The following is a 21,441-nucleotide window of genomic DNA, read 5'->3' on the forward strand; positions in this document are numbered from 1 at the left end:
AAAAGAAATAATATATTTTGCACCGTTTTGGCTATAAGAAAATTATGCAAACGAATGCAATTGGAAATTTTTAAAGAATGTAAATAAAGTTCTCTTTTATTTGGACAAAAAATCAATTTAAAATGGATATCCGATACCTATATTGAATGTCAACTGATTGAATTTAAAAGGACGTTTAGCAATAATCCATCGTTCATTACTCCCCCGTGACGGATCTCTCAGTTTTAAACCTAAATCCAAACGGAAAAGGATAAAGTTTAAGTCAACACGCGTACCAAAACCTGTGCCCAATGCAATTTCTTCGTAAAAGCGGTCGAATTTAAAATCGGCTCCCTTTCTATCATCCCTTTTTGAGATTGCCCATATGTTTCCTGCATCAAGAAACAGTGCGCCTTCCAATGCCCAAAACAATTTAAATCGATATTCAAGATTTGCTTCAATTTTAAGGTCAGCAGTATTATTGGGATAAGTTGCCCCCTCATCGACATATGAACCAGGACCTAAAGATCGTGCCTGCCAAGCTCTAATACCATTTGCTCCGCCTGAGAAATAACTTTTCTCGAATGGCAATACCTCTAGATTTCCATATGGATAACCAATCCCGAAGAAAACACGGTATACCATATTGTTTGCTCGGTTGATATATTGATTAAATCGATATTCAATATCCCCTTTTACATACTGTGCATATCTAATTCCTAAAAAGTCATGGTAAGTTCCCTCAAGATTTCCATCAGAGTCATAATCATTTCTTTTTGATCTCCCCAATATATTATCGATGGTTTTTAAAGTATTACCAGCCACCTCAGCACTAAACCTTAGATAATTGTAACTTCTTGGAATATTAATATTCTGATCATTATAAGTTACCGAATACCTTGTAGTGGCTATAACGTGATCGGTAAAAGAGTTCTGAATGTAAAGATTGTCAATATCATTCAGAAAATCCTCACTTAAATTTTTAACATCCACAAAATTCAACTCAACCAAGTTAAATGTATGTTGCAAATATTTCGACGATCTCCAAAAGTATCCAAAACTTGCATCGGCGATTGTTCTGGTATAGTCAGGACGCTTCTGATAATTATAGGAAAGTGAAAATATGGTTCTTGGATTGTATGATTTTCTGAATTTTTCAGCATCGAAAAATGGAAGCAAAAACTTAGGAATGCTCAATTTTGAAACGATACCATACTCAGAAGAACTAAAATTCGTTTGCTCACTTGATTTTACATTTTCCCTGGCTGTAGAAAGTTGAACATCTAGCACCTCGGCTCCGCCAAACAAATTTTTATGCTGATAATTCAAATTACCTGCAAATCCAATATTCCCAGAAGAATTGGTCCCTTCCAGCTCGAATGAATAGAATTGTAAATTGTGCGGACTTAATTGAATTACGCAATTCAAACCACCATATTCATCATCCTTTGCTTTTGTATCCTCATCGAAGTTTATATTCACAAATTTAAACTGATTTAATTGCTGCAACCTGCTATATGACTGAGAAACAGAATTCAAATTGTACAAATCTCCCTTCTTTATAAGAATTGAAGACAGAATCACATCAGGTTTTATTCTAAGCTTTTTTCTATAGATAAACTCAACATTCTTATGCACCAAAGTATCCAATTCCGATAAATAAATTGAATCATTCATCAGTATTAGCTTTGGATCATATTCAGTAAGGATTTTAACTTTATTAATTCGATACTTCTTGGTTGCCTTTTCATTCAATGGTTTTTTCAAGCCTACAAAAACATCCATTTGATGATCTTTATTTGTACTATCCATCATGAAATGAATGTACTCTCTTGAGAAATTAAAATACCCCTGATTCTTAAGCATTTTAAAAATTCTCATCCTCTCTTCTCCAAGCACATCAGAGTCTACTTTTTTCCCCTGCTTAAGCTTCGTATCTTTTTTATCCTCATTCACAAAACCACGAATCAAAGTAGAATCAGGCATCTCACTTAATTTCTGCGATGGAGATAAGAAATTATAAGGCAATTCATCAAGTTGGTGATATAGATTACGATATCGATAAGGATCATTCGCTGTTATGGTGTAATACACCTTTGCTTTTTTCTTTTTAAAGACAACTGAATCTTTTATCACAGCATTGTAATAACCTTTTTTCTTCATGAATAGCTGCAACTGGGCTACAGACCTTTTCGTCTGAAAATCCTCATAAATCACAGGCTCTTCTCCAATTCGTCTTAGCCATTTGTGAAAACCTTTCGATTTATCCTTTCCCGAAAGGTTATAAAGCCCTAAGTGAAAGCGCCAAGTACCTAAAATTTTTAGATTGGACTTTTGTTTGATATTCTTTTTAAGATCACTTACAGGTACCGACCTGTCATCGGTTTTAACAATAACTTTATTCAAAAGGTATTCATCATCCCCAACATACTTGGTGGTTGAACAAGAACTGATACCAAGTAAGAGACACAGAAAGAAAAGTAAAATCGGGAAATAATAACTACTTTTGTATTTTAGAATAGCTTTCAAGAATGAATTAAATATTTATCGGTTTAAATTACAACAAAGATACTTATATCAATTAAAAATTAGTAATGCATCCGAAACATTTACTTGCATTACATTTATTCATTGAAAACACCATCAAAAACAGTCTGATTTACTAACCTTTAAGCTTTTAGCAGTGCTTTCGAAAAATCAAATAAAACTTATATCCAGCTTACAAAAGAAAAAATATAGAGATTCTCATCAACTTTTTGTTGCCGAAGGCGATAAGTTGGTAATGGACCTGCTGCAAACCAATATGAAAGTTGCCTATCTGGTACATACTGCTGATTGGAAAAACGCACCAACCACCGAGCATCTCAATCAGATTGAGAATCGCATTGAAACCGACAGCAAACTGATGAAAAAGGTGAGCAGTTTAAAAACGCCATCGCCAGTGCTTGCCGTTTTCAGAATTCCAACTGGTAACATTGATGAAAACACCATAAAAAACTCCTTATCGATATTACTTGATGATGTTCAGGATCCGGGCAACCTGGGAACCATTATCCGCATTGCCGATTGGTTTGGAATTAAGAATATCTTTTGCTCACAAAACACTGTAGATGTATACAACCCTAAGGTAATACAGGCAAGTATGGGAGCTATAGCCAGAGTTAAAGTTACCTACACTTCTTTAGTTGATTTGATTTCCAAATACCACACAAAGGACTTTCCTGTATATGGAACTTTTTTGGAAGGTGAAACCATATACAAGTGCGAATTACAAAGCAAAGGTTTTATTGTAATGGGCAACGAAGGTCAGGGAATATCAGAGGAAATTGGACAATTGGTGAGCGATAAGCTGTTTATTCCAAACTTCCCAGCCGATCAGGAAACATCAGAATCGTTGAATGTATCGGTTGCAACCGCTATTATTTGTTCAGAGTTTAGAAGAGGGGAATTTTAATGTTTCTTTTCTCTTTTTGGGGGCAAAAGCATTGGCAAATTGCCCTCTGTGAATTTAAAAGGCAAAATTTCGCTGGCAAAACGTCCTCAACGGAAAAAAATATCAAAATCCTGTTGACAAAATGCTCTCGATGGCTAGAATTGACAAAATCCATTGGCAAAAATGCTCTCGACGAACAGGATACTCAATTTTTCACTGACAATATGCTCTCGACGAGTAATAAGTAGAAATTTCCGTTGGCAAAAAGCTCTCGATGGCTGGAGTTGGCAAAATCCATGTGCAAAAGCCAATTATTCCTTGGCATAATATCTATCAAACGCATCGGCACATTGTTCGCCATCCATGGCAGCCGATACAATACCTCCAGCATAACCAGCTCCTTCACCACAAGGGAAAAGTCCTTCGACTTTGGTATGCTGAAAAGTTTCACGATCTCTTGGAATTCTTACCGGCGAAGATGTTCGCGATTCTACTCCTAAAATTACCGCTTTATTGGTGAGAAATCCTTTCGATTTTCTACCAAATGCCTTAAATCCTTCTTGCAATCGGTAAGAGATGTGTTCGGGCAACCACTTGTGCATTTCGGAAGATACCACACCCGGATGATAGGATGTTTTTGGCAGGTTTTCGCTTTTTCTTCCTTCCACAAAATCTTTCATACGCTGGGCAGGAGCCGTTAAGTTCTCTCCCCCTTCTACAAATGATTGTGCCTCCAAATCTTCCTGAAAATGCAATCCCGCCAAGGGACCGAATTCCTCATATTCCGCTAAATCTTCGGTACGAATTTCAACGGCCATTCCAGAATTGGCAAAGGCAGTATTTCTACCTGATGATGACATTCCATTTACCACTTGCTGATTTTCGCCTGTTGCTGCCGGAACAATTACTCCCCCCGGACACATGCAGAAAGAATACACGCCACGCCCTTCAATCTGCTGCACAAAACTGTAACTTGCCGCTGGCAAATACTTCCCTCTTCCGTTTGGATTGTGATATTGAATTTGATCGATTAACTCCTGTGGATGTTCGATACGAACGCCCATTGCAAAAGATTTTGCTTCAATATCGATATCAGATTCATTCAATTTTCGGTATACATCGCGAGCCGAATGTCCTGTTGCCAGAATCACTGCTTCACCCTTAAACGTTTTTCCATCCTGAGTTAGTACGCCTGTAATTTTATTGGCATCCAACAAGTAATCAGTCACTTTGCATGAAAAGTGAACTTCTCCACCTGCCGCAATAATACTCTTACGGATATTTACAATTACCTTGGGTAAAACATCGGTTCCAATATGCGGATGCGCCTCGTATAAAATCTCATCCTGGGCACCATGAAAATGCAATACATTCAGGATTTTCTTCAGGTTTCCACGCTTTTTCGATCGGGTGTACAACTTGCCATCAGAGAAAGTACCGGCTCCCCCCTCTCCAAATGAGTAGTTTGAATCCGGATCAACATTTCTGGTACGATGCAACTGTCCCAAATCCTTTTTTCGATCTTCAACACTTTTCCCTCGCTCCAAAACAATAGGGCAATATCCCAATTCTACCAATCGCAAAGCCGCAAATAAACCAGCAGGTCCCGCCCCCACAACAATTACCTTTTTCTTATCCTGAACATTCGGATAATCAAATATCAATTCTTTCGCCACAGGAAGTTTTTCATCCACTGCAACACGAAACTTCATGTTTATCTTGATATATCTTCTTCGAGCATCAATAGATTTTCTTAGAATTTGAATTCCATTAATTCTACCAACTTTAATCTTTAGTTTTTGAGCCAAAATCGGCTTATAAAAAGATTCATCAGAAGCTTGTTTGGGATTCAGAACAATATCAATTTCAGTAATCATGTATAAAAGTAAAAAAGTGAAATGGTAAAAAAGTACAAGAGAAGAAAACTACTCGAAATGAAAGGATAGTGTAACTATTTTTGAGTTCATTCCACGAATGGCATCTGTGTATGCCTCATATCCTGGATTCTCAATATCATAGCTATGATTTATGATATCGCGCAAACCTATTGCAAATTTCAATTCGGTAGCCAACTTAAAGTATGGCAAATAAAAATCGATACCAGCACCCAATTCCAAATACACATCCGTAGAATTTAAACGAATCAGCATGTTATTTTCCGGATCGAGCTTATCTTGCGACTGCACATCAATCTTGTAACTGGCTCCACCAATTAAATATGGTCGATAGTTATTCAATCGCTTTGCGCGATATTTAAGCATTAGAGGAAGATTCACCAAAACCGATTCAACTGTCACATCTTCCTGTGGCAAATTGGAATACTTAATGGTTCGTTCCCCAAACTCAAGTCCAGGTAAAAATCTTAAGGACCAATTTTCATGCAAGCGCAAATCAGAAACAATTCCTACCGAAAATCCAGGGGAAAACACAACTTGCTCAGCTCTGGCATCATTTACCCCTGAATTGTACAAGGCAAAGTCCATATTATTAATAGCCAATGTAAATCCGAAATGCAACCATTTTTGGTCAACTTTCTGATAATTCAGTATGCTTTCAGGCTTATATCTGCTTTGCGAAAAAACAGAAGAAAAAAGGGAAAGACAGAGCAGTATTAAGAGTAATCGTTTCAATCTGGATCGTTTATTTTTAGTAATAACCCCTAAAATATAAAATTATTGTATAGGTTTAGTTCCAATGTAAATTGAGGCTATCCCGAAACTTAATTTTATCTGTTTTGTCTCGGTAAAACCACATGCTTCATAAATTTTTAGAAAATCGTCACCATCTGGGAAAGCATCAACAGATTCGGGCAAGTAAGTATATGCCGAAGCATCTTTTGACACCATTCTTCCCCAAAATGGAAGAATTCTAAAAAAATAAAAATTATAAATCTGTTTAATTGGAAATTTTCTTGGTTTTGAAAATTCGAGAACCACCACTTTACCTCCAGGTCGAACCACACGGTTCATTTCTGACAATCCTTTTTCAAGGTTTTCAAAATTTCTAACACCAAAGGCCACCGTAATTGCATCAAAAGTGTTATCATCAAATTGAATATTTTCAGAATCTCCTTCCAACAATTCAATTTTATTCGATAAATTTTTCTTTGCAATTTTTTCTCTCCCTACAGCCAACATCTCGGTAGAGATATCAATTCCTACAACCTTATCAGGATTCAACTTTAGGTTAGCCAAAGCAAAGTCGCCAGTTCCTGTAGCAATATCCAAAACCATTTTCGGCTGCAAAGGTTTCAATAATTTTACCGCCTTCTTTCTCCACAATTTATCAATTCCCATTGACAAAACATGATTCAAAAAATCATATTTCTTTGCAATATTATTGAACATCAGCGCAACTTGCGCCTTCTTCCCTTTATCTAAATCTTTGTATGGATTTACCACGAACTTTCTTTTCAAATTAATAGTAAGGAAATCTATTATATAGATCTTATAGATTTCAAAAACAATGCGATCGTTAATAATCTACGATCGCACAAATATAGTGAATGAAAAACAAAGAACCATTATCTGATTCTTTGTTATCTGTAATCTTAATATTTTCAACAATTACCTAGCCGATAATATTATTTTTCATGTAAATTTTCTTGTATTCATCGATATAACCGTACGAAAGGTCATCAATTCTTAATTCTCCTTTTGTGATATGTCCTAAAGTAGAAAATGGCAAGCCACTTTCCATCATCATGTCAACAAATTCGTTTTCATTTTCCATTGATACTGAAACTACAACTCTGCCCTGAGCTTCGCCGAATAAGAAAGCATCCATACGAACCTCGGCAGGCGAAGTAATATCAAAGCCTAGACCAAGCGGCATCGAGGATTCAATTAGATTAAAAAACAATCCTCCGCGTTCGACACTGTGAGCAGAACAAATCAGCCTCGCTTCTATTAATTTGGCTACCGTTTCATTAATTACTTTTTCATCCTCGATATTGAAATACGGAATTCCTACCTGACATTTTTGGTGATAAGAACACAAATACTCTGAACCCGATATGTCATTTCTGGATTTACCGATTAAGAAAATCATTTCGCCTTTGTTTCTAAAAATGTAAGACATATGATTCTCCTTATTTGGAAGAGCTCCCATCATGGCGATAACAGGTGTAGGATTTATGGCTTTTCGTTTTCCTAAAACAGAACTTTCGTTGTAAAAACTTACATTTCCACCTGCCACAGGAGTTTCAAAATAAGAACTTGCTTTTGCAATTCCTTTTATTGTGGCCACAAATTGAGAATACACCTTCTCTTCAAGCGGACTTCCAAAATTCAGGCAATCATTTATTGCTAAAGGTTTTCCTCCCGAGCATACGATTCGCCTGGCAGCACGTGCAATATTAATTTGTGCTCCTATGTATGCATTATTATATGAATAAACGGAATTGCCCGATACGGTAAAGCATACGCCTTTCTTATCATCTCCAAAAAATGTGATTTGAGCATCAGATGGTGAATTATCTCTATCTTCTATATTTCTTTGAAGATGCTCCTTGATTACAAGATTAGGATTATTCACCATTTTATTAATTACTTTCCAGTAATTATCAGGTTCAGGAATGGTTTCAAGATAATCTATTGCATCCGCCTGAACCAAATCGTGAAACTTTCGGTCTGTTTGTGGAGCTCCATATCCCATTACCAAATCCTTTGCAATTACTTCGGCCACAATTTTAGAGCTCTCAAAAAATCTTATGGCCTTATTATTGGTTAATGCTCCTATTTCCTCGCAAACCAATTTGTGCTCTTCAAATGCTTTTTGAATTAAATCCGCATTTTTCTTATCTGCTACCAACATGAATCGCTCTTGTGTTCTGGACAACAGCACTTCCTCAACATTAATTCCATTCTGACTTAGAGGTATTTTATTTAAATCAATATCGATTCCAGTATTGGCATGTGCACTTACAACCGAACATGAATTAATGATACCTGCCATATCCATATTTTCCACTCTTACCAGAGCATCTTGTTCATTAAGTTTTAGAATGACTTCGGTTAACGAATTTCCTAGATCTGGATTTCCTTTGGGAATCGTAAAACTCTCATTTTGTCCAAATACACCTTCCGAACCTGTTGGATTTCCAACTATGAACAACACTTGACCAGCTTCTAGTTTTCTATTAAAAAGGAGTTTATCTTTTGAAACAAGTCCGGCCACCATTACATTTACAATGGGGTTTGTATCATATGATGAATTATAGAAAATTTCGCTTCCAATGTCTTCAATGTAGAGAACATTTGAATAATCATTTATTCCTTTAATGATTTCACCCATCAACCATTTTGTTCGATCAAGAGTAGAATCGCCAAATCGTAATGAATTAAGAATAATTTGCGGCTTGGCACCAAGGGACACAATGTCTCTACACACATCACCCACACATGTAGCAGCTCCCTGATATGGATCAATCCCAGAAGGATGATTGTGTGTTCCCATTTTGAATACACAATATTCTCCATTTCCTAAGTCAACAACCCCTGCACTCGATTCTCTTGCTCCTGAAACAATATTTTCACCTTTGTTAGGCAATGAGGATATCCATGAAACAGAACTTTTGTAAGATAAGTTCTCTGACCACATAACAGAATAAATCTGTAGTTCTAATAAATTAGGGTTTCGACCTAAACTCTCTACGATCTTATCGTATGATTCTTTATCTATGCCAAGATCTTCGGCTACCTGAACTGATACATCGTGTTTTTCCATGGTGCAAGCTTATTGGTGATGAATATTTTAAATTTAAAAAAAATAAGATAGGAACACGAATTATCGCCTTAGTTTTTACCTTTACAACTCCAAGAAAAGATTGATTGTAAATTACAATCACGACAACAAAACAAAATTAATATCACAAATACAAAATGACTAAAATTGCTTTTATAACAGGTGCTACAGCAGGCATTGGAGAAGCTTGTGCTAAAAAAATGGCAAAAGTGGGATACGACCTAATTATTTCAGGAAGAAGAGAAGAAAATTTAATTCGATTGAAAGAGGAAATTCTGAAAGAGCACCAATGCAATATCTATAAATTGGTTTTAGATGTAAGACAGCAAGAAGAGGTTTTCGAAAAAATCAATAGCCTACCTGAAGAATGGAAGAAGATTGACCTTTTGGTAAACAATGCTGGATTAGCAGTTGGGGTTTCGGCAATTCAAGATGGCATTGTTGATGATTGGGAAAGAATGATTGATACCAACATTAAAGGGTTACTTTATATTACAAGAGCAGTTAGCCCATTGATGATCGAAAGAAAACAAGGCCATATCATAAATGTTACTTCTATTGCAGGAAAAGAAGTATACCCAGGAGGAAATGTTTATTGCGCCACTAAACATGCTGCAGATGCATTAACCAAAGGAATGAGAATTGATATGCTTCCTCATAATATCAAAGTTTCATCAGTTGCTCCAGGTATGGTTGAAACAGAATTCTCTATTGTTCGATTTAAAGGAAATAAAGATAAAGCTGACCAGGTTTACAATGGTTTTACTCCATTATATGCAGAAGATATTGCAGAAACCGTGGAGTTTATTGCAACTCGTCCTGCTCACGTAAACATTAATGATATTCTTATTATGCCAACAGCTCAAGCTTCGGCAAGAGATGTTGTAAGAAACTAATAAGTACAGGAAATTTCTTCGGATTCGATGATCCAACGACCAGGAATAAACTGTTTTGATTTTAAATGGATGGTCTTTGCTAATTGATCACCCGTAACGGCAAGAATTCGATTCATTTTTCCAATAAATAAAAACTTAAAATTTCGGCTGATCCAAGCGGCAAAGCTTTCGAACAGCCGGAATTCTTTTCTTCCACCATAAATTACAGATGGTCGATAAATAGTTACCGATTCAAATTCCAGAGAGTTGATAAAACATTCGGCCTCGCCTTTTACTCTTTGATAGAAAAAATAGGATTCTGGACTGGCTCCTATCGCACTAATCAAATGAAAGTTACCAATCTCCTTTTCTTCACAAACTTTGGCAAACTTTGTGATGTATTCGTAATCGATCAATCTGAAATTTTCTTTTGTTTGCGCCTTTTTAATTGTTGTTCCGATACAACAAAATGCAACATCAATTTCAGAAGGAATTTGTTTTGAAGTAAAAGATTCAAAGTCGATTACAACCTGCTCCAACTTTGGGTGATTCATAGACAATTCCTTTCTGACCAAAGCATAAACTTTTGTATAATCTTGATCAACCAAAATACGTTTTAGTAATTTTTCTCCAGTAAATCCTGAAGCACCACTCACAATTGCCTTCATAATACAATAATTTCAGATGTTTGGTTCTCTTCTGAAGACAAGTTACGGCTTTCACAATAAAAACAAAACACGAAAAGGTTTTCGTGTACACATAAACCTTTTTCATAATTCTTAACCTTTGTAAATTACTTGATAAATGATTTTATCTTTTCTAGTAACAGTTCCTTTTTTATTGGTTTTGAAAGATAATCATCACAGCCAATTTCGAGAGCTTTATCTTTATCACCATTCATAGCATAAGCTGTTTGAGCTATAATTGTCAGATTTGGATTAATCTTTTTAATTTCAGTAGTTGCTTTCATACCATCCACTTCCGGCATTCTCATATCCATCAATACCAAATCGATATTACTTTTCTCTTTACAAATACGTATGGCTTCAGCACCATTTTCAGCCCAAATAACCTTGTATTTGTTTCTTTTTAATATTGTTTCTATCAATCTATAATTCGAAAGTTCATCCTCAGCAACCAATATAGTTGGCATATGATTGGCATCTACCAATTCTACTTCACTCCTTTTTTCTTTCGAAATTATACAATCCAATACTAGAGTAAATGTAGAGCCTTTATTGGGTTCGGATTCAACTTCAATCCTTCCCCCAAGCATATCCATTATCTTTTTTGATATTGCCAAGCCCATTCCTGTGCCTCCAAAAGTTCTGGTGATTGAATCATCTACCTGACGAAACTTGTCAAATATTATGTCCTTCTTATCTTTTTCTATCCCAACTCCAGTATCCTTCACATATATTTTTAATTTCTCACCATCAACAAAATAACCAAACTCAACAACGCCCTGATTGGTAAACTTCAATCCATTTTTAAATAAATTCATTACAACCTGAATGAGCCTCTGAAAATCGTTACGAACCAGAATTCTTGAATATCTTTTATCTGCATTAAATTTTAATGTCAACCTTTCTTTGTTTTCCAAAATCTGCTTTTGTGCAGCCAATTTCTTCACCTCACACAAGAAATTAGTCATCAAAAATTCTTCTTCCACTTTTTTAATATTACCGGATTCAATCATCGTAAAATTTAAGATATCCTCAATAACCTCAAGCAACTGATTTCCACTTTTATTTATTAATTGCACAAATTCCAATATCTCATTAATATTCATTGAATCATTACATAAATTCGAGAATCCGATTACCGCATTTAATGGTGTTCTTAACTCATGAGAAACATTTGCCATAAAAGCCGACTTCATTCGGTCTGATTCTTCGGCCTTATTTTTCGCTTCTAATAAATCTTTCTCAATTCTTTTACTTTCTGTAATATCCTCTTTAGTAGCCATATAATGAGTTATTTTTCCAAACTCATCTTTAATTGCAGAAAAACTAGCTCGTTCCCAATATAGTTCTTTGTTCTTTTTTACATTTAAGAATTCACAGTTCCATTCTTCTCCTATTTTCAAATGCTCCCACATTTGCTTATATACATCTTGCGGGGTAAATCCGGATTTTAAAATACGTGGGTTTTTACCAATAACTTCTTCAACACTATATCCTGATATTTGACAGAATTTAGGATTTACATATTCGATATCTCCATCTCTATTGGTAATAACTATTGAAGCTGGACTTTGTTCCATAGAGCGATGCAGTGTTTTTAACTCCATTTCTCTTTTTTTTCTCTTAACTCCTAATGCAATCTGTACTGATACAAGTTCCAATAATTTTAAAGTATCCGAATCTAAATTTGCAGAACTATTAAGTGATGATACTCCAAAAACACCCAATACAAGGTCATTATCAACAAGAGGAAACCCAATCCACCTCATAGGAAATTCAGACAACGACAAGCTATTTTTATCTACAATTTCTTTTATTTGATATTCATCTAAATTCAGTTTTCTCTTTCTTCGAATCGCAGAGAAGCTAAGAGATTCTGAAAAACTAATCTGATCATACTTCGATGACTTTTGACTAAAAGAACGTAGGGACCTATTGGTTGGTGAAATTAAATCCAAAAACATTTGACCATTCCCAACCACAGGCTGTAATAAATCACCTATACGATGTACCAATTCAACCTGACTCAATGCAGAATTTAGAAGGTCAGTAATCCCATAAATAATCTGCTCTTGCTTCTGTTGCCAAACTTCCTCAGTAACATTACGGTAAATTGCATAAACTGCTACTTTCTCCTCATCAAGAAATATTGGTTTTCCCGTTACTTGAACATGAATTTGTTTTCCATACTTAGTTTGTCGTACAGTTGTGAATTCCAGCACTTGTCCCAATGAAGCTTGCTTTGTGTACTTTTTACCCTCTTCCTTAAAGTTTTCAGGAACAATCAAATCATTTATTTTATTTGACAATACCTCTTCTTGAGTATATTCAAATAGTTTTTCAAATTCTTTATTAACTCTAATTACCTTATCTTCATTATCAAGAATCGCAATAGCATCAGGTGAATTTTCAAAAAGATTCTCAAAAAATGTTTTTTGCACTCGAATTTCATTCGCAGCTTGCTTGTTCTTTTCTATTTCATTTTGCAATTCATAACTCATTTCGATTTGAGACACGATACCCTTTGCGAAACGTATGGATTTTTCAATATTTTCTTCTATCTCCTCTCTAGAAAGAACCTTTAATAAACTAGCCTCTAGCGCTTCTTCATTGGTTAACTTGTCACCGTTGGCAATCTTAACAGCTATGGGATCATTCTCCTCTACAAATTGCCCATAAACAAAGTATCCATAAAGATCCCCTTTAATTTTTACAGGCACAAAAACTCCACGAGCATGTGGTCCATAAACAATTTCGATACAAGCATCTTCCCGCTCGCTTTTCATCTCTGATATTCGACCAAAAAGACTCTCTCCATTTTTTATTAACCCTCCATTAAAAAGTGTCATAGCATTGCAGCTACAACTGTTCACATATTTGTCTTCGAAATTCATCAACAAACAAGGGCACCCACTTAATTCCGAAAAGACATTAAGCATCATTAATAGGCTATTCGGATTTTGAATACCTCTAAAATGATCCAGATTGCTCTTGTTCATTTCTTTTTCATCTAATTTGCACAGAGATTTTTGGGGGTCTTGAGATAAATCTTTAGTCATAAAATTTTCATAGATAAGGTTTAGGTAGTGTATACTGAATTTTGTTAGAATTGTTCGTGTTTTTTAAGAAAAAAAAACACACAACAAAAGTATAAACACTATGTAAAACAAGTCATTCAGCAACTTTTTAACAAATTTTATCCCACCTTCATTATTAACTTAATAATTAGTTACTCTAAACGAGTTTTCAAATCATTTTTGGGCTCAGACCAAAAATTTAATAAATTTGACTATAGCACATACAAAGCCATGCAAAAACTTATAGGGTTCAATATCAAAAGGAATAAAAAATTATTGGTATCAGATATTATAAAATTTTACGAAGTAAGAGGATATGAATTGACTGATGCTGATGTCCATGGTATGACTTTTAAACGTGGTAATATCTGGGGAAATATGACTTCTCTAAATCCCACAAAATGGAGAACAAAGGTGAATATTGAAATTATCAAAAAGGAAAGGATGGATTATAATATTTATGCCACCTATAAATTCACCACATCTGGATTTTTCAGAACTAAAATTGAAGACAATTATTACAATGAAGAACTAAATGCCTTTTCAAACGCAATAGAAAATTTCGAACTTGACAGTGATGTGATTGAAAAGATTGTAGATAAAACCAACAAATCAAACTTTCATTTACTTGCAAATTCTCTTTTACTAGGTATTCCAACTGCAATTTCAATCATTCTGGCAATCAATAGTCTTATCAACAACACATTACCAACTCTTATTGCTTCTGCAATTACTGCTGTTGCTATTATTGGATTTTATGTAATTTTTGTGAAATTAAGGGGAAAAGCTTAATTGATTATTGCCAGAAGATAATTAATTCACTGCAATACAAGAGAAAACAATACAGTTCAAGCTTTATTTTAATGCAAATATATATTTTTTTAAAACGTTTGCACTATGTTTTAAAACTTATTTCAAACGTATGCATAATTCAAACATTATTGATAGTTTTGACCTAACGATTAAAAAATCAAAGTACTGATAAGAATCGCGACTAATAATTTGAAGTTTGATGTTTACAAAGACCGAGAAAACCTTTTTTTCGGTCTTTTGTTTTAAAATCGGCTTATAAAACCAAAGTGAACTTTAGCACTCCTTAAATCAAAACTCTGATTTTCTTGTTTGCCTGAAGCGTAGTTCAGACTAAAAATCCCTGCTTTTGTGGCAAAACTCAAACCAAATCCCACTCCAATTGGATAATCCTCTGTACTACTATCCAAAATTTCACTTTTATAGTAAGCAAAGTCTGTAAACAAATAAAAGCTAGTATTTCTTTCCGGAATAAATCGCAATTCATTGCTTATAATGGAATACTTTGAAACTCTGAAGGAAGCTTCATCGAATCCTCGTAGGCTATTAAGTCCACCTATTTTAAACAAATCATTTACAAACAAATTATCAGTATTTAACAAACCTGATTGATTTTTTACCCTATAACTGATTTTGTTGCTCAGTGGTATGTTGACTTCGCCTTGCCATTCTACATTTAGAACCGAATTACTCAAATCAATTCCATCATATAAACTATCCGGAATCTTTCTATTTTTTTCAATTTTATGGGTACCTAATCCAAAGGAACTATTGAATCGCCAACCTCTTTTGGGATTAAATGGATAATCTAAGTTTGAATAATTGAATCCCACTCCTACCATATGAGTTTTTACATCGGCATAATTGGGTAATACAGTAACTCCACTTAAATGTGAAGTCGATATCAAAGAAGATGAATGATAATCGTAAAACAATTTCACATGGCGATTGCCTTTTTGAAATAGTTTGAAACCCAAATTCAAATTGGTTGACAGGTAAGTTGTATCCTGCTTGGAGAGTGTAAAATCAAAATCCAAACCAATATTTCCGATTAAATATGGATGCATAAATCCAAGTGTTAACTCTTGACTCTTCGTATCTATTTTCTTCCAGCTAAGTTTAATTTCTTCCCCTATACGAAATGCATTGTTCAATAACAGATTAATTTCTCCTGTTACTGTCAAACTTTCATCATCATCCTGATCAGATTGCAAACCTAAAATTCCATCAAACCGATTTGAAGCTTCCCTATCTAAATAGGTATACAGAACTGCTTTATTCTTCACAAACTCAAGCTCAGCCGGTTTAATTTCTCTACAAAAATTCAAATTATTAATTCTTGTAGATACTTTATTGAGTGTATTTTCACTAAAAGGAGAATTGGGTACAACATCCAGATATTTGATCATAAACTCTTTTCTCACTTTAAGCTTACCTTTTAGTTTTAAACTATCCCATACCACGAATTTTCCCTTTTCAAAATTCCAGGTACCATCCAATTTAGAGTTACGAATACTTAAACTATCATTATAAATTTTAGCAAATGGATATCCATTATTATTATATGCCTCAATAATATTTTGCTGATATTTTTCTATCTCACTTAGCTGAATACTTTTCTTATTGGCCAATCTAAAGGAAAAATTCAGGGAATCTTTTTGATTAATTCCCTTGTGAGAGATATTATTTACAAGGTACTTTTCGCCAATATGAATAAAGGCCAATAGCTTATCATTTTTCGAAACCAATGAATCCAAATTCGCTTCCAGATATCCTGCTTGTCTTGCCTTTTGTATTTTATAATCTAATTTTCGTATAGCTGCATCAATGTCAGAATATTTCCCTTGAATTCGATACAAGGTCTTTGCAATACGTAAAGAATTATTCTCCACAACTACATCCAATTGAATTTTGTCCTGAGACACAACTGTAATACAACCCATTAGAAGAAAAGTTCCAATAAGGATTACCTTTTTCATATTTATAAACCTCTCCAAATTATATATAGACTTATTGGCATACAATTTTTTAACACAACGAAATTACAAGCATAAGATTATAATTAACCACTATTAGAACTTTTTTTTATATCTTTTCCAAAATTTTTAAACTTAATCTCGATCATAAATTTATTACCTATGAAAAAAACACTTTATGCCATAGCAGTTATATTTCTTTTAGGACTATTTGCTAGTTCATGTGCAGTTGACAAAAAATGCCCTGCATATACCAAAGCAGATACAAGCAATACATTAAAAAAAGCTTAATCCTAAGAAAAAATCTCATAAAAATGAGATTTTTTTTTGTTTATGAAGCACAATTGCAATCGTTTTAATCTACTTTATCATTTTGATTTAGTGTTTATTAAACAAGAATCCTTCGGTAAAAATATCTTGATTTTTTTTCATTTTTTATATACGTAATATCTTGAAATTACATACTTTTGCCATTGAGAAACAAAGGGTTTATAAATTAAAATTTATACACAATGTCAAAGATTAAAATTGGTATCAACGGATTTGGCCGTATCGGACGTTTCGTATTCCGTCAGGCTGTTGCAAAAGGAAACATCGAAGTAGTTGCTATTAACGACCTTATCGACGTAGATTACATGGCTTACATGTTGAAGTACGATTCAACTCACGGAAGATTCAACGGTGAAGTTGAGGTTAAAGATGGTCAATTAGTAGTAAACGGTAACGTTGTTCGTGTTACTGCAGAAAGAAATCCAGCTGATATTAACTGGGGTGCTGTAGAAGCTGAGTACGTTGTAGAATCTACTGGTCTTTTCTTGACTAAAGAAACTGCTCAAGGTCACATCGACGGTGGTGCTAAGAAAGTTGTAATGTCTGCTCCATCTAAAGATGATACTCCAATGTTCGTTATGGGTGTTAACAACAAAGAATACACTAACGACATGACTTTCGTTTCTAATGCTTCTTGTACTACTAACTGTTTAGCTCCTGTAGCAAAAGTATTGAACGACAAATTCGGTATTATCGAAGGTTTAATGACTACAGTTCACGCAACTACCGCTACTCAAAAAACTGTTGACGGTCCTTCTATGAAAGACTGGAGAGGTGGACGTGGTGCTGGTCAAAACATCATTCCTTCATCAACTGGTGCTGCAAAAGCTGTTGGTAAAGTAATTCCTGCATTGAACGGTAAATTGACTGGTATGTCATTCCGTGTTCCAACTCCAGACGTATCTGTTGTTGACTTAACTGTTCGTTTAGAAAACGAAACTACTTACGAAGCTATCTGTGCTGCAATGAAAGAAGCATCAGAAGGTGAATTAGCTGGTGTATTAGGATATACTGAAGATGCTGTTGTATCTAACGACTTCGTTGGTGATGCAAGAACTTCTATCTTCGATGCAGGTGCTGGTATTCAGTTATCTCCAACTTTCGTTAAAGTTGTATCTTGGTATGATAACGAAATGGGTTACTCTACTAAAGTATGCGAATTGATCGAATACATGGATTCAGTAAAATAATCCATACAAAATATAAGATTAAAAGACTCCGATTTTCGGGGTCTTTTTTTTTGAACATATATGATATAAAACACATAATTCTGTGAACAACGTAATCAGAAAAACCATATGTTTGCTCTGTAAATAGAGAAATAATTCTCTATTGTAAAAACTGAAATTACACTTAAACAACAATTTCAAAAAGAAAATGTTAGAACAATACCTAAAACATGAAGAGGCAAGGAATGCCAAAGGAATTCCAGCCTTACCCTTGAATGCTGAGCAAACTCAAGATTTATGCGGCCTATTGCAAAATCCTATTCAAGGAAAAGAAGATTTTTTACTTCACCTTTTTACTGAAAGAATTGCACCTGGTGTTGATGATTCAACTAAAGTTAAAGCTGAATTCTTAGGTCAGATTCTTAAAAACGAAGTATCAACTCCATTAATCGACAAGAAAAAAGCGATTGAAATTCTTGGAACAATGATGGGTGGTTACAATGTTCAGGTATTGGTAGAAGCATTGCAAAACGAAGAATTAGCTATGGATGCTGCTGAAGCTCTGAAAGGCATTATTCTTGTTTACGATGCTTTCGAAACTGTGGCTGAGCTATCTAAAACCAATGCTGCTGCCAAAAGCGTAATCGAATCTTGGGCAAATGCAGAATGGTTTACTTCTCGTGAAGAGTTACCTGAAGAAATCAAATTAAAAGTTTACAAGGTAGAAGGTGAAATCAATACTGATGATTTCTCTCCTGCATCACAAGCATTTACTCGTCCTGATATTCCATTGCACGCATTGGCTATGGGAGCTGGTCGTTTCGAAGATGGTATCGATACAATCGCTGGATGGAGAAAAGAAGGTCACAAAGTTGCTTTTGTTGGTGATGTTGTAGGTACTGGATCTTCTCGTAAATCAGCTGCAAACTCATTGCTATGGCACATTGGTGAAGATATTCCATGCGTACCAAACAAGCGTACTGCTGGTGTGGTAATTGGTGGTGCTATTGCTCCAATTTTCTATAACACAACACAGGATTCAGGTGGATTACCAATTACAACTGATGTTTCTGTTTTAAATACTGGTGATGAAATCATCATCAACAATGCAAAAGGTGAAATTACTCGCGATGGTGAAGTAATCTCTACATATACTCTAGCTCCTGATACTTTAACTGATGAGTACAGAGCTGGTGGTCGTATTCCTTTGATTATTGGTAAAGCTTTAACTGAAAAAGCTCGTACTTTACTAGGAATGCCAGCTACTGATATTTTCAAAGTTGCGAACAATCCAGAGCCAAAGCCTAACCAAGGTTATACTATGGCTCAGAAAATGGTTGGAAAAGCTTGTGGTGTTGAAGGTGTATTGCCAGGAACATCATGTGCTCCAAAAATGACGACTGTAGGTTCTCAGGATACCACTGGTCCTATGACACGTGATGAGATCAAAGAGTTGGCTTGTTTGAAGTTTGAAGCTCCAATGTTCATGCAATCATTCTGTCACACTGCTGCTTATCCTAAAGCAACTGACGTGGCAATGCACAAAAGCATGCCTAAATTCATGGCTGACCGTAAAGGTGTACCATTGAAGCAAGGTGATGGTGTAATTCACTCATGGTTGAACCGTTTATTGGTTCCTGATACTGTTGGTACAGGTGGTGACTCTCACACTCGTTTCCCACTGGGTATTTCATTCCCTGCAGGTTCTGGTTTGGTTGCTTTTGCAGGTGCATTAGGTTTCATGCCTTTGGATATGCCTGAATCAGTATTGGTTAAATTTAAAGGTAAGTTAAACCCAGGTATCACTTTACGTGATGTGGTAAATGCTATTCCATATTTCGCAATTCAAAACGGGCAGTTAACCGTTCCTAAGAAAAATAAAATCAACATTTTCAATGGTAAGATTATCGAGATGGAAGGTCTTGAAGACATTACTGTTGAGCAAGCATTTGAGTTAACCGATGCGACTGCTGAGCGTTCTGCTGCTGCAGGTTGTATTAAGTTATCAGAAGAGCGTGTAGTAGAGTATGTAAAATCTAACGTTGCCTTGATGGAATCAATGATCAAGATGGGTTACGAAGATGCTCAAACTATCCAAAACCGTATCGATGCTTGTAACGAGTGGTTGGCAAATCCAACATTGATTGAAAGAGATGAAAATGCAGAATATGCTGCTACCATCGAAATCGATCTTGCTGAAATTACTGAGCCAATCTTGTGTTGTCCAAACGATCCAGATGATGTAAAATTACTTTCTGAGGTGGCTAACACTGAAATTCAAGACGTATTCATCGGTTCATGTATGACTAACATTGGTCACTTCCGTGCTTGTGAAAAAGTTTGGAAAGGATCAACTCCATCAGATAAGGTAAGAACTTACATGGCTCCTCCAACACGTATGGATGCTGCTGTATTGAAAGAAGAAGCTACTTTCTCAACTTTCTCTCAGCTAGGTGTTCGTGTTGAAACTCCGGGTTGTTCACTTTGTATGGGTAACCAGTTAAGAGTACCAGATAATTCAACTGTATTCTCTACTTCTACTCGTAACTTTAACAACCGTATGGGTACAGGAGCTCAGGTTTACTTAGGATCTGCAGAGCTTGGTGCTGTTGTTTCAGTAATGGGTAAATTACCTACTCCAGCTGAGTATTTGGAAATGTACAAAGAGAAAATCCAGGAGCATGAAGCTGAAGTGTACAAGTACATGCAGTTTGATGAAATGGATATGGAGGATGCTCTATACCAAAGAAGAGATCAATAATAAAATCTCAATATAATTGACAAAGCCGGTGCAAAAGCATCGGCTTTTTTCTTCTTTGAAGTTTAGCTAAATTGCCTGTTCAATACCAGTTCATTATCCACTAACCTAAAAGATAAACTTTTCGAATAATATGTGGCAACAATTCATTCAATGGCTCGAACACTTGCGAATCCCTTGTTCATTTCAGAAATACTGGGGAGTTTGTTGTCCAGGTTGTGGTTTTCAATCTGCTTTAATAGAATTATTAAAAGGTAATATCTGGAAATCAATTCAAATCTACCCTGCCCTAATTCCCATTCTTATAACTATCCTCCTCTTTTTTATGAATCTTAGAATCAATTCGAAACCTATTTCCATTTCGTTAAAATCTTCTTTCTTTTTAAGTATCATTCTAATACTTTCCAACTACATTATTAATCTTAGTTCGATTTAAGCAATAACATTTAAATCTTTGAAATAATTTCATGTAGGTTTCATATTTAACAAGCTATTGGCAATCAGCCTTCAGCTGTTAGGTTTCAAACCACCTAATTAACTTTTTAAAAACTATTGTAGTCAATTCCCTGATCTTTAAAATCAGTACAATACAAAATTATCCGT

The 21,441-nt window shown here is 35.1% G+C and carries 15 protein-coding genes; 7 read left to right on the forward strand and 8 right to left on the reverse strand.

Annotated elements, in window-relative coordinates; all coding sequences use genetic code 11:
- Positions 1-117: 117 nt before the first annotated feature.
- Entirely contained in the window at positions 118-2,508 is a 2,391-nt protein-coding gene (tamL, locus tag DF185_RS08855) for a translocation and assembly module lipoprotein TamL (RefSeq protein ID WP_110360387.1), read from the reverse strand.
- 154 nt (positions 2,509-2,662) lie between these two features.
- Between tamL and DF185_RS08860 the strand changes: the two genes are divergently transcribed.
- Positions 2,663-3,433 (forward strand): TrmH family RNA methyltransferase, encoded by a 771-nt coding sequence (locus DF185_RS08860; protein ID WP_110360388.1) that lies wholly within the window; start codon positions 2,663-2,665, stop codon positions 3,431-3,433.
- Positions 3,434-3,723: 290 nt separating this feature from the next.
- Here DF185_RS08860 and DF185_RS08870 read toward each other — a convergent pair whose 3' ends face one another.
- The 4 genes from DF185_RS08870 to DF185_RS08885 all read right to left on the reverse strand — a co-directional run bounded on the left by DF185_RS08870 (position 3,724) and on the right by DF185_RS08885 (position 9,139).
- Complete coding sequence (locus DF185_RS08870; RefSeq protein ID WP_110360390.1) at positions 3,724-5,289, reverse strand: NAD(P)/FAD-dependent oxidoreductase; 1,566 nt, start codon at positions 5,287-5,289, stop codon at positions 3,724-3,726.
- 48 nt (positions 5,290-5,337) lie between these two features.
- Positions 5,338-6,042: a type IX secretion/gliding motility protein PorT/SprT gene (porT, locus tag DF185_RS08875; protein WP_165835986.1), complete on the reverse strand. Its 705-nt coding sequence runs from the start codon at positions 6,040-6,042 to the stop codon at positions 5,338-5,340.
- Between the two features lie 42 nt (positions 6,043-6,084).
- Positions 6,085-6,828, reverse strand: a complete 744-nt coding sequence (gene ubiE, locus DF185_RS08880; RefSeq protein WP_243421762.1) for a bifunctional demethylmenaquinone methyltransferase/2-methoxy-6-polyprenyl-1,4-benzoquinol methylase UbiE — start codon at positions 6,826-6,828, stop codon at positions 6,085-6,087.
- A 154-nt stretch (positions 6,829-6,982) separates the two neighbouring features.
- Entirely contained in the window at positions 6,983-9,139 is a 2,157-nt protein-coding gene (locus DF185_RS08885; protein WP_110360392.1) for an AIR synthase related protein, read from the reverse strand.
- A gap of 155 nt (positions 9,140-9,294) precedes the next feature.
- Here DF185_RS08885 and DF185_RS08890 point away from each other — a divergent pair, with 155 nt between their 5' ends.
- The gene (locus DF185_RS08890; RefSeq protein ID WP_110360393.1) at positions 9,295-10,053 is read left to right on the forward strand and encodes an SDR family NAD(P)-dependent oxidoreductase; all 759 of its coding nucleotides are present in this window, start codon (positions 9,295-9,297) and stop codon (positions 10,051-10,053) included.
- On the opposite strand, the gene DF185_RS08895 is transcribed toward DF185_RS08890, so the two are convergent.
- Complete coding sequence (locus DF185_RS08895; RefSeq protein WP_110360394.1) at positions 10,050-10,700, reverse strand: NAD(P)H-binding protein; 651 nt, start codon at positions 10,698-10,700, stop codon at positions 10,050-10,052. The two genes, DF185_RS08890 and DF185_RS08895, sit on opposite strands and share 4 nt — an antisense overlap.
- Positions 10,701-10,825: 125 nt before the next feature.
- Positions 10,826-13,717, reverse strand: coding sequence for a PAS domain S-box protein (locus DF185_RS08900; protein ID WP_165835987.1), 2,892 nt, complete (start codon positions 13,715-13,717; stop codon positions 10,826-10,828).
- A gap of 309 nt (positions 13,718-14,026) precedes the next feature.
- Between DF185_RS08900 and DF185_RS08905 the strand changes: the two genes are divergently transcribed.
- Complete coding sequence (locus DF185_RS08905; protein WP_110360396.1) at positions 14,027-14,587, forward strand: hypothetical protein; 561 nt, start codon at positions 14,027-14,029, stop codon at positions 14,585-14,587.
- 263 nt (positions 14,588-14,850) lie between these two features.
- Here the strand turns inward: DF185_RS08905 and DF185_RS08910 are convergent, their stop codons facing one another.
- The gene (locus DF185_RS08910) at positions 14,851-16,584 is read right to left on the reverse strand and encodes a BamA/TamA family outer membrane protein (RefSeq protein ID WP_110360397.1); all 1,734 of its coding nucleotides are present in this window, start codon (positions 16,582-16,584) and stop codon (positions 14,851-14,853) included.
- A 159-nt stretch (positions 16,585-16,743) separates the two neighbouring features.
- On the opposite strand from DF185_RS08910, the gene DF185_RS24065 reads away from it, so the two are divergent.
- From DF185_RS24065 to DF185_RS24195, 4 genes are all read left to right on the forward strand, one after another.
- Complete coding sequence (locus DF185_RS24065) at positions 16,744-16,872, forward strand: hypothetical protein (RefSeq protein ID WP_262509979.1); 129 nt, start codon at positions 16,744-16,746, stop codon at positions 16,870-16,872.
- A 221-nt stretch (positions 16,873-17,093) separates the two neighbouring features.
- Positions 17,094-18,101: a type I glyceraldehyde-3-phosphate dehydrogenase gene (gene gap / locus DF185_RS08915; RefSeq protein WP_110360398.1), complete on the forward strand. Its 1,008-nt coding sequence runs from the start codon at positions 17,094-17,096 to the stop codon at positions 18,099-18,101.
- Between the two features lie 187 nt (positions 18,102-18,288).
- Entirely contained in the window at positions 18,289-20,841 is a 2,553-nt protein-coding gene (locus DF185_RS08920; RefSeq protein WP_110360399.1) for a bifunctional aconitate hydratase 2/2-methylisocitrate dehydratase, read from the forward strand.
- 130 nt (positions 20,842-20,971) lie between these two features.
- Positions 20,972-21,274 carry a DUF2752 domain-containing protein gene (locus DF185_RS24195; protein ID WP_110360400.1) on the forward strand — a complete coding sequence of 101 codons (303 nt, stop codon included), beginning with the start codon at positions 20,972-20,974 and terminating at the stop codon, positions 21,272-21,274.
- Positions 21,275-21,441 lie beyond the last annotated feature (167 nt).

The sequence above is a fragment of the Marinifilum breve genome (genome assembly GCF_003202155.1).
Taxonomy (GTDB): Bacteria; Bacteroidota; Bacteroidia; order Bacteroidales; family Marinifilaceae; genus Marinifilum; species Marinifilum breve.

Bases quoted from the DNA above. Each gene is read 5' to 3' on its own strand.
- DF185_RS08885 (WP_110360392.1), bottom strand. From the start codon at position 9,139: ATGGAAAAACACGATGTATCAGTTCAGGTAGCCGAAGATCTTGGCATA.
- gap (WP_110360398.1), top strand. From the start codon at position 17,094: ATGTCAAAGATTAAAATTGGTATCAACGGATTTGGCCGTATCGGACGT.
- DF185_RS24195 (WP_110360400.1), top strand. From the start codon at position 20,972: ATGTGGCAACAATTCATTCAATGGCTCGAACACTTGCGAATCCCTTGT.
- DF185_RS08870 (WP_110360390.1), bottom strand. From the start codon at position 5,289: ATGATTACTGAAATTGATATTGTTCTGAATCCCAAACAAGCTTCTGAT.
- DF185_RS08895 (WP_110360394.1), bottom strand. From the start codon at position 10,700: ATGAAGGCAATTGTGAGTGGTGCTTCAGGATTTACTGGAGAAAAATTA.
- DF185_RS08910 (WP_110360397.1), bottom strand. From the start codon at position 16,584: ATGAAAAAGGTAATCCTTATTGGAACTTTTCTTCTAATGGGTTGTATT.
- DF185_RS08920 (WP_110360399.1), top strand. From the start codon at position 18,289: ATGTTAGAACAATACCTAAAACATGAAGAGGCAAGGAATGCCAAAGGA.
- DF185_RS08890 (WP_110360393.1), top strand. From the start codon at position 9,295: ATGACTAAAATTGCTTTTATAACAGGTGCTACAGCAGGCATTGGAGAA.
- DF185_RS08900 (WP_165835987.1), bottom strand. From the start codon at position 13,717: ATGAACAAGAGCAATCTGGATCATTTTAGAGGTATTCAAAATCCGAAT.
- DF185_RS24065 (WP_262509979.1), top strand. From the start codon at position 16,744: ATGAAAAAAACACTTTATGCCATAGCAGTTATATTTCTTTTAGGACTA.
- DF185_RS08905 (WP_110360396.1), top strand. From the start codon at position 14,027: ATGCAAAAACTTATAGGGTTCAATATCAAAAGGAATAAAAAATTATTG.